Source organism: Lactovum miscens (assembly GCF_014202895.1).
Classification (GTDB): domain Bacteria; phylum Bacillota; class Bacilli; order Lactobacillales; family Streptococcaceae; genus Lactovum; species Lactovum miscens.
The window spans coordinates 24,282-34,375 of the sequence record NZ_JACHHV010000018.1; the positions used below are offsets into that span (position 1 = coordinate 24,282).

The window sequence follows — 10,094 nt, forward strand, 5'->3', positions numbered from 1 at the left end:
GTAAAGATGATCAAAGAAATGGAAAACGTTTTCATTCGGCAATGTTTATTATTCCTGAAACTCTCTGAAAATCTATTTCTTGTTTCAGAAAATTTTCATAATTAACTGGAAAATCTTGTTGAATTTTTGAAATTTGACCAATTTCAACCGTCAAGTCTTCTGACGTGAAATCCAAAATGTGTCCTCCAAATTTTTTATCTTCTGATAAGAAATGAAGATGAAATCCTGCAACAGACATTCCATGAAACATTGTTGGTGTGAAGAAACCAACAATTGTCCCAGAAATATTTTCTTGCATATATTCCGGCTGATTGGCCGAAACGACATCAAAACTAGTGCCTGATGCAGTCTTAGTTGCCATACGCACCTTCATAGATTGGAAATGACCCTGAATTTTTATTGAATGGAAGAGATTGCGACTTGTCAAATAAGATTCAGTTTTTTTCTCAACTTCATTGATAGAGTGAGTCCCAGTCATTTCAAAGGTCACATCTGCATTATGGTTTGTCACTGCTACATAAGGTGAAGTTTGATCTTGGTCTGCTACACGGATAGTATTATTCCCCAACGCCTGATAAACTATACCATCCAGGATAATCATTTCACCTTCAACCTGATCAAAGGTTCCTATACCAAAATTACCATAGTGAAGGATGCTGGATATCGTCTTTTTTCCATCGTAGAGACCTGACATAAGTGAGCCAAGTGTGTTAAATTGATATAATTCTTCCATTTTTCTTTCTCCTGATCCGTTCAGATATCTGATTCAAGGGCTTCTCATAGTTATTTATTATTTACAATTAATTAGTATGAGTACAGTAACTGGATTAAGAAAAACGATAACAGATGTGGCTATGTTTTAGTTAATTAATTCGGCATTAATATTAGTCTCTGAGTGTCTTTAATCTCAATCTATATTCACAAGCCACTTGTAATAGTCCCAATCACAATATTCTTATTATTTTCATTTAAAGCAGTCCCAACTTGTACATTAATTATATCAAAACAAGGGTAAAAGTATGATAAAAATTATCCATAAAATTGCTAATACAAATATGATAAACAAAATTACTGTTCGTTTATCTCGTACATAACCGATAATAAGTTTGTAGAAATAAAAATATGATCATTTTTTTCTATAGCTATCGCAGTAACTTTCTATGTATTCATGTAACCATTGCGTTTTTTCCAAAACAAAGTTCTCCAAATTATCAACATATTTATTTAGTTCAAAAGAGGGCGGAAATACCAATGAAAGGTATAACAATCCCGTATTGCCATACCAATCCCCAATGGACAATTTAACGGCTCTTGATATCGTAGATAGCAATAATAGGTTGAATAGCCTTTTTCGTAATAATATATACTCTTAATTTTATCCTTAGCCTTCAAAAATTCAGAATAATAACATAGCAAGCAAGAATCAATTACTGATACTAAATTATTTTCAGCTTTTTGAAAATACCGCTCTATAACCCTATTCATATTATCATCATTTATCATATTAAAATGCCTCAAAAATTCTCTTACTCTAATTAAAAAGATTCGGCTCAATCTTATGACTACAACCGAATCCTACCAAATTGAGATAGAAATTAAAAATATTTATTTTCTTTTTTCTTTGACGGCAAATTGCAAATTTAATTTAGCCACCCCGATACATCTGAAGTGGTGTCTGATACTTGAACATTTTTCTTGGATATTGATTCATCCAAGTCTCAATTTTAGCAACTGCTGAAGCTGTTGTTTGTTTTGTTCCTTTGGGTAAGAAACGTCTGATCATGCGGTTATGATTCTCATTGCTTCCACGCTCAAAGCTCGCATAAGCATGGCAATAGTACACAGGACAAGGCACTACTTCATGAAGGCGGGCAAATTCGCGACCATTATCTGAAGTAAGGGATTTGAACTGAACCTCCTCTTGGAGTGTTAAAAGAGCCCTATTGACTGACGCTGAAGTCTTGTCAGGAATCAGACGAATGATTTCAAAGCGTGTTTGGCGCTCTGTGAGCGTCAAAAGGCAGTCATTTTTTTCTTTGGTCAACAGCACCGTATCGATTTCCCAATGGCCAAATGCTTCACGTTGGTTAATTTCCTCTGGACCGTTGGTCAATGGACAAGCCATACGGACGCTTGGGGTGTATTTTTCGAAGCTTCTTAGCCTTCTTATAATGAGGATAAAGCAAGTGATGGGTTTTCACATCCAGCCAGCCTTTGTCTACCCAGTGATAGAGTGTTCGAAGGCAAACACCTGTCAGTTCTTGGAGAATCACTTCTAATGATTTCTTATCTCTGACACCTGTCGTTGAGGGCCGACGTGAGCTTCGAAGGACGACCACAGTGACTCATATTGTCTCTGTAGCAGTCTTGTGCGTGAGACGCAGAGTATTTTGTCTTGGTCTTCAGTTGAACCTGTCCCCGCTTGAGTTCATGATGAATTGTCTGAGGGGCTTTATTTAAGCGCTGAGCGATCTGACGATTACTTAGCTTCTCCTTGTTGTGCCAACGTTCAATCAACTGACGTTCTGTATAAGTAAGTTCCTTGCCTTTTGTGTTAAAATAACCGTGCATCTGAATTCCTTTTCTACTTGTCTTCTTGCAAATTCAAGTATAAGAAATTCAGGTGTTTTTTTCTTGCTTCAGGTGGCTAAACTAATTTTACAATTTGCCATTTTTTAATTATGTTGCCTCTACAATGATATCAAAGCAGATGCTCATTCCTACTTCTTCATTGATGCGGACTGATTTTACTTCCATATCATAAAGTGTGCGCTCAAAGTCTTTCCGAGAGTCAACATCATCTTGGGATGCCTTGAATAGTTCATTGTAAAATTGTTGGCTGATATATTTTGTAAACGATTGTGTTTTTTTTATGAACTTCTTCTTATTTATATCTATTTTGAGAGTTTTTTCCATGCTAAGTGTAATTTGTGACTAAGAACCTTTTATTTTCTCAATTTGCTTTCAACTATCCAATGCCACTTTTTGTCCTTTAATTTTTATTTAAAGTACGCGTTTCTTTTTCATACTCCTCATTCTACATTTAGTTTTATTTTTGCATACGAAATAAAAGATCAAAAACAAACGATATTGTCGTTACCCCTAAGCCAATAATGAGAAAATTATACTCAAAATTTGACTTTAAGATATACGTAAAAGCCATTGTTCCAATGGGCATGAAAAGAATTGCTACCGTAAAAATAATACCAAAAATTCGCCCTAGAAATTCATTGTCAACATCTCTTTGAACAAAAGAGAAAAACTGTATATTAAAGATTGTGAGAAACAAATTAAAGAGAACAGGAGATAGTGCTAAAATAATTAGATTGCAAGAAACTTGATAAAGAAGTGGAGCAAAAGCAAGTAATAAACCTGAAAGTCCCAAAAATATCATCAACTTATTTATAGATAATTTTTTGTTAATTTTTCCACTCAAGAACGCCCCTATAAGTCCTCCAATCGCTTCTGCAGCTAAGAAAGTGCCATAAACTCCTCCTGTTACCCGTGGGAACATTTGATTACCAAATGGAAGCAATAAATTATAGGCTGCGAGAAAGAAATTTACTAACGCTGAAAGTACAATCAAAATAAAAATTTTCTTTTGTCTAAACATATACTGAAATCCGTTACCGAGATCTTGAAAAATCACACGCAAAGAAAACTTTTCTTTTTTCCTAATTTCTTCAACGATAGGAGAAACCAGAAAAATAATTAAGCTGGAGATAATGAAAGATACTCCATCCAATATTAAGGCACCATGAATGCCAATCAACCGGTAGATTCCAACAGCTACTACTGGCACCACAATCTTTACAATAGTGCTTGAAGTTTGGAGATAGGAATTGATTTGAGTGATCGTATCTTTTTCCACGATTTCCTTAGTAAAGGCTTTGTAGGCTGGACCTGCAAATGAAGATAAAAAGGCTAAGAAAACATTCGCAATAATGATTGCATAAATAAGCCAAGCTTCCACATTTATAATGGAAAGAATGATGCATGCCAATCCACTCAGAAAATCCGTCAAAATAATAATTCTTTTTCTCTGAAATCGGTCTGCAATAACGCCTCCAAACAAATTGAAAATAATTCCCATTAAGTTTTCAAGTGTTTGATAAATTCCAACCAATGCTAATGAATTGAGATTTAATCCTGCAAGAAAAGTGTTATTCGCGTAATCAAATAATATATCTCCGATTTTTGAAATAGTACTACTTGAAACTAAAAATATTGAGTTTCTTTTTTCTATTCTTTTCATTTATATAACTGTACGCTTTTTCTATCTTATTCATCCAGTAACACACTATTTACGCTAACCACCGTTCCTTTTGCTGTCCTAACATTATAAACTCTTTTATGATTCATTTTTGAATCATCTAAATCATATTTATAATTAATCAAAGATAGTAACATATTAATAACAAGTGAGTGTGTCACTATTACAATTGTTTTATTTTCTAAGCTTGAATCTTGAACTAAATCATTCCAAAAATTTTTTATTCTATCTCGTAATTGATTATCATTTTCAAATCCACAAATCCTTTGACTCAAAACTTTATCTCTTACCTCTTCAAATAAGAAACCCGTTAGTTCTCCAAAATCTCGTTCACTTAATCTCGAATCGTAAACAACACTAGTTTTTAGCTTTCTAGCAATAATTTCAGCTGTCTGCGCTGCCCTCTTTAATGGACTGGAAACGATTGAAGCTTTTGTTAAATTTTTATATTTGAAAAAAACGGCCAAGTTATTACTTGTTGTTATTCCCATACTATTCAAGGAATTCTCTGTTTTTCCTTGAAGACGTTTTATTGAACTCCAATTTGTTTCTCCATGTCGACAAATAAATATATTCATAAGTACAACTAAATCAGCGTGCCCCTTCCTTATATACATTCAATCTAATATTCCCTTAACCTCCTCTAAAACTAACTCATAACTCAGGTAAGGCAACCTCTTAGCTTAATCAGATTCCCATTTTAAAAGCCTATCATTAAATGTCGACAGAAGTAAATCTTCCTCCAAGTATCCTTCGTTTGAAACTTTTTCAACGATACTCGCCATTACTGATGCACACCCTAACGTTGCCTTCTTTGAAAATTCACAAATTTTTGAGACATGAGCATTAATTATACTCATTTCTAATGACGATAAAAATTCTTTATCTTTTTTCTTATACAGTATTTCTCCATGTATTCCTAAAACCACCTCGTTTGCATTAAATAATAAATTATATCTATAAGTATCCAACATGGTCCCTATACCATATAGATTCTTGTATCTACCAGTTTCGGAGTAGAATTCATCCAATATTTTCTCCGTAGGATTAGTGACTAAAATAATTCGTCCATCGTAAGTTTCAGAAACATATAGCAAAATATTATCTAATGATTTTTTCACAATTGGATAGTTAATGTTGAACATTTCGCTTCTAATATTAAAATTATGACTATCGGGATGGGCGGAGGTAATGAATATAATAAAAGATTGATTAATTAATTCCCAATTATTAACCTGAAGTCTGTTAATATCATGTTTTCGAATATAAAACATTTCTATCAATTCAGAGATATCCTCTTTACTAGTTATTATATTAAAAACAATCTGCTCCTTGTCCGCTAACAACAGTATGGTTTTTTCTGCCACATCCCCTAAACCGACAATTGTCACTATACTCATAAAAAGTCTTTCCTTCTTATATTAAATTCTCAAAATAATCTCTTACGATAATTCCCTCTGTTTTTTCCTGAAAAACTAAATCAAAATTATATGGGATAAGTCTGTTATTAAACATTATTTGATATAATTTTGATTTATGAGTAAACACTATAATATATTTCTTATTAAAGTTTGCCTCTCTAAGTTCTCGTATAGTGTCATTTACACTTTTTATCTCTCCAATATAATTTACAGAAATGCCTAAAGCGTCCCATTTGTTCTTTGCTTCACCATATTTTCCATAAAACTCGGGATAACCTTCAAAAATTTTATCACGAATATTCAATCCCTCCTGATATTTTTTTATCGTTTTATCTACACTATAATCAAAATCCAAAAATGATTGATTTAAATTAATCTGAAATGGGATAGTAGAGTGCATGTCGCCTATTAAATCCGCCCCATCAAACTCATAAAATTCTCTTATATTAGTTATCATTGACCCTGTCAATTTCTGCAAAGAGCCATCAATACTAAAAATATATTGTGCAAATTTGTATATTGCTTCATTAATAACATCTACCACTTTTTTTGAAACCAATTCAGATTCCATTACAAGAACCCTATCATCTTCTATCTCTCTTAAAGATGGTAAAGAACAAGTAGTTTCTGGAATTAGTTTCATAAGCTCATCAATTGAAATTTTCTCATTTTCTGCCTTTATAAGGTGAATAAATCTTTCATATGGTTCTGATAATAGCTTGATATTATTATTATCTAAAAAACTAGTAAATATTTTAGACAATTTAAATAAACTACTCTTATCAATTATATAATGCGAGAAGTATGCAGTTATCTTTTTTTGAAATGGGCACGCAATTACAAGAAATTGAAGTGCATTTCTTCTGCCATAAAGTATCTTTTTAATTGTTTTCTCATTTATAATCGAATTTGTTGCGTAAATAACAGGAATAAATCTATCTTTTTTAACCTTTTTAAAATACAGACCACTTTCCTCTTGAATGAGTATCATCCTTAATACATCAATTTTTTTGGCTAACAATACTAAATTATGCTCTATCTTTTTTAACCCATCATAACTGAAGTCACTATAATTAGCGTTAAAAGACAAAATAGAGGCTGGTTTCGAATCATAGTGTTTCTGCATATATAGCGTTGGTATTAACCTATTTTCTAGATCCTCTTGTCGAAAATAATTGTGAACCATAAACTCTAAATTAGTACTCTCAAATGTATCGATATCAGAATATTCTTTAGAGAGATAGGGATTTTTTTCCAAAGTCTTTAATTTTTCGTCAACCAATGTAATAACTTGATAAAACTTTGATAGGCTTGGAATAAAATCATCATCAATTTTTATTTTGAATCTGTCTTCTACTTCCACAAAAAATCTGACAGTATCTAATGAATCCATCTCTTCATATGAAGCAATCTCTAATTCTCTCAAAATTAATTCCAACTCTTTTTCCACAAAACTTTTTTCAGAAAGAGTGGTGTGAGGGTAATATTTTTGTATCATTTGTTTCACATCAAATTTCCTATTTTGATTTACAATAAATTCTGAAACCTCAATCAATATAGGATTAATATATTGAGGGATAGACTCTTTTAACTGGGCTTTTAAACCTTCCGTAGGATTTTTGATTTGATAAAAAACATAGATTCTCTTTCCTTCATAAACACACTTACAACTTTTTATTGTTTTAAAATTTAAAACACAATTTTCAATTTCTCCGAGCTCAACCCTTATACCATTAACTTGTACTTGATTATCCCTCCTTGTTTCAAAAACAAGATTTCCTTTTACGTCATAGTGGACAAAATCTCCCGTTCTGTAATATATTTCTGAATCTATCTGAACGAATTTTTCCCTAGATAAATCTGGTTGAAGCAAATATCCCTTAGTTACTCCACTACCACCAATATAAAGTTCCCCTTTTCCTTGTCCTTTTTTATTATCATCAAGGACTTTAATCTTACACCCATTAAATCCTCTACCAATTGGAATTTCAGTAAGCTCTTTCCCTGTTATTTGATAATATGTAGCATAAATAGTTGTCTCACTCGGGCCATATAAATTAAGTATCTGAGTTCCTTGCTTTAAAATTCCAGAAAGTTTATGAGCTAAACCAATTCCAAAATTCTCTCCAGCAAGACATAAATATTTTAACCTCTTGAATTTATCTTCGGATGAGATGTCCACTAATAGTTCAGCGTATGTCGGAGATAGTGACATATGAGTAATACCATACGCTTCTATATATTCCAATGTAGATTTCATTTTTTCTACATTTTTTAATTTATGTGAAAAGCAATAGAGCCTTCCTCCTTTAAAAATTGGTGAAAATAGCTCTGTTAACGAAACATCAAAAGTATAAGGAGTTGTAAATAAAAATTTTGATTGACTATTAAAATTCACAACAGAGTAGAACTCTTCTAATATCCAAGAAATATTTTGTTGTGTTAGAAACACTTTCTTAGGAGTCCCAGTGCTTCCAGATGTACTGATAATATACGCAATTTCTGATTCTTTGGCTATAAAGGGCTTCTTTATGGCATAATCTTGAAAAGCATTAGGAAGAACCAAAATTTTTGATTTTAGCCCTATTTCTCCATCTGTTGAAATTTGTTCATCTAATACAACTAAATCATATTCTACATCCTCAATTCTCAAAATAGATTGTTCAAATACAAGTGATGTTGTTAGCGGAAGAGGAACTTTCCCTAGTTTCATTATCCCGATAATTATTGGTAAAACATAAAAGTCATTTTTTATGTATAGTGGAACAATATCTTCCTGAGATAATTCTGAAATATATTCTGCTACTTTATCTGAATACTGGTCTAACTGTTTAAATGTAAATGATACTTCCGGTGAAACGATACATATTTCATCAGGATTTTTCACCACTCTCTGACGTAGATGTTCCAATATTTTCATTTATCTCCTGCTTTCTTTTACTAATGTTTTTAATTTCATTTTTTATGTAGTAGGCCAACGTTTCGTATTTCTCTACTTGTTCAGCATCAACCCATGAGAAATCATCAAACTCTGTATCATCAACTATTAAATCATCAATATTTTCTACTTTTGCGTAATAAGTATATACAATTCTTTGATCTTTGTTATTGATGAAATGATAACTCAAATACTCAGGATTAACTATTTCTAAATTAGTTTCTTCTTTTACTTCTCTAAAAATGGCTTCTTCTAGTCCTTCAATATATTGAACCTTTCCTGCTGGAATATTCCAAATACCTGGTGCTACTTTTGCTGTTGAACTTCGTTTGCAAAGGAGATACTTTCCATTAAATTCAATAAGCGCTTCAACTGAAAATCTAAAATTACTCGGATGATAACGTCTAGAAAGCAGTAATTCCATTTCTTTCATAATTGATATAGTCTCTTTATGAGATAAAATATTAGAATGAGACACACCAGTATAAAAGAAATCGTCTAAAGCAGTCATTCTGGCTTGCTCATTTTGTCCAATATATTGGACGTTATGCGTTCCTGTATCTTCCAATTCACTTAAATATAACTTTTCATATGGCTTATTTTTAGTAATATCAGAATTATTATAAATCTGGATTTCAAAATGCTCTAAATCTCCAGCGTCCTCCCCAAATTTTGGATTCTTACTTATTTCAGTAGATTGAAAACTAAGTATTTTTATATTTAATAAGGGACCTACTGTAATTTCAAAGCTTTCATGTCGTACACGACCGTTTCCTTTGTAAGTATCTTTTGGTAATTCAAACCAAGACCGCCTAGAAAAGCCACTTTGAGATAAATCTAGGATCGCTGTAGTTATGATTTTATCAGATTTATCTTTGAAAGTAACCAAGCTACTTATGTCCAATTCACCAAAATTCTTAAACAAATCAATATTGTTATAAATTTCATCGTTCTCTTTAAAACCCAGCTTTTCATTAAATTCTTTTCCAAAATATGTAAAAAAGTCATCAGGTCGGTAATCTGATATCATAATTTCTTTTTTATCATAGCCAAAACCATTTTCTTTATTTATTTCTAAAAAATAAGTTAACAAATCCAAAAAATGATAACCACTGTGCATTAACTTGCCATACCCATACTTATACGGATGATTTTCTCTGTAAATCACTTCATTAGGCATATTCCAATTTCCATCACAATGATTAATTTTTATTTTAGTAATGGGAACATGAAATTTACGGACAATATCATTTACATAATTATAAACGTACTGATAACCCTTATGACTTCTCCTTTGTGTCTGAATTTCAAACATTTTGGTTGAGCTATTTTGATATTTTTTGACTAGACTCAAATAATCCTCTTCTAATAAGTGTAAAATAATTGGCGGTAGCTCAAAAGAGCGATCGCTTTTTGATTTCAGAAAAAGGACAAAAAGAAAAAGAACCTTTAAAATTGAGTT

General features: G+C 31.8%; 7 protein-coding genes and 1 pseudogene. All 8 read right to left on the bottom strand.

All coding sequences use genetic code 11. The features are described from left to right. Positions 1-31: 31 nt before the first annotated feature. Positions 32-733 carry an acetolactate decarboxylase gene (gene budA / locus HNQ37_RS05590; RefSeq protein ID WP_183540157.1) on the bottom strand — a complete coding sequence of 234 codons (702 nt, stop codon included), beginning with the start codon at positions 731-733 and terminating at the stop codon, positions 32-34. A 912-nt stretch (positions 734-1,645) separates the two neighbouring features. Then, positions 1,646-2,571: pseudogene (locus tag HNQ37_RS08705) on the bottom strand (IS30 family transposase). A gap of 108 nt (positions 2,572-2,679) precedes the next feature. Then, entirely contained in the window at positions 2,680-2,916 is a 237-nt protein-coding gene (locus HNQ37_RS05600; protein WP_183540158.1) for a hypothetical protein, read from the bottom strand. Positions 2,917-3,049: 133 nt separating this feature from the next. Next, positions 3,050-4,255: an MFS transporter gene (locus tag HNQ37_RS05605; protein ID WP_183540160.1), complete on the bottom strand. Its 1,206-nt coding sequence runs from the start codon at positions 4,253-4,255 to the stop codon at positions 3,050-3,052. Positions 4,256-4,281: 26 nt separating this feature from the next. Next, complete coding sequence (locus HNQ37_RS05610) at positions 4,282-4,890, bottom strand: histidine phosphatase family protein (protein ID WP_343066572.1); 609 nt, start codon at positions 4,888-4,890, stop codon at positions 4,282-4,284. 66 nt (positions 4,891-4,956) lie between these two features. Continuing rightward, positions 4,957-5,673 (bottom strand): Rossmann-fold NAD(P)-binding domain-containing protein, encoded by a 717-nt coding sequence (locus HNQ37_RS05615; protein WP_183540164.1) that lies wholly within the window; start codon positions 5,671-5,673, stop codon positions 4,957-4,959. 16 nt (positions 5,674-5,689) lie between these two features. Next, positions 5,690-8,614 carry a non-ribosomal peptide synthetase gene (locus tag HNQ37_RS05620; RefSeq protein WP_183540165.1) on the bottom strand — a complete coding sequence of 975 codons (2,925 nt, stop codon included), beginning with the start codon at positions 8,612-8,614 and terminating at the stop codon, positions 5,690-5,692. After that, positions 8,568-10,094 (bottom strand): NUDIX hydrolase (locus HNQ37_RS05625; protein WP_183540167.1); only part of this gene is annotated, 1,527 nt, incomplete at its 5' end. The genes HNQ37_RS05625 and HNQ37_RS05620, both read right to left, overlap by 47 nt.

Excerpts from the sequence above, each read along its gene's own strand:
- HNQ37_RS05605 (WP_183540160.1), bottom strand. The coding sequence starts at position 4,255 with ATGAAAAGAATAGAAAAAAGAAACTCAATATTTTTAGTTTCAAGTAGT.
- HNQ37_RS05620 (WP_183540165.1), bottom strand. The coding sequence starts at position 8,614 with ATGAAAATATTGGAACATCTACGTCAGAGAGTGGTGAAAAATCCTGAT.
- HNQ37_RS05610 (WP_343066572.1), bottom strand. The coding sequence starts at position 4,890 with ATGTATATAAGGAAGGGGCACGCTGATTTAGTTGTACTTATGAATATA.
- HNQ37_RS05600 (WP_183540158.1), bottom strand. The coding sequence starts at position 2,916 with ATGGAAAAAACTCTCAAAATAGATATAAATAAGAAGAAGTTCATAAAA.
- HNQ37_RS05615 (WP_183540164.1), bottom strand. The coding sequence starts at position 5,673 with ATGAGTATAGTGACAATTGTCGGTTTAGGGGATGTGGCAGAAAAAACC.
- budA (WP_183540157.1), bottom strand. The coding sequence starts at position 733 with ATGGAAGAATTATATCAATTTAACACACTTGGCTCACTTATGTCAGGT.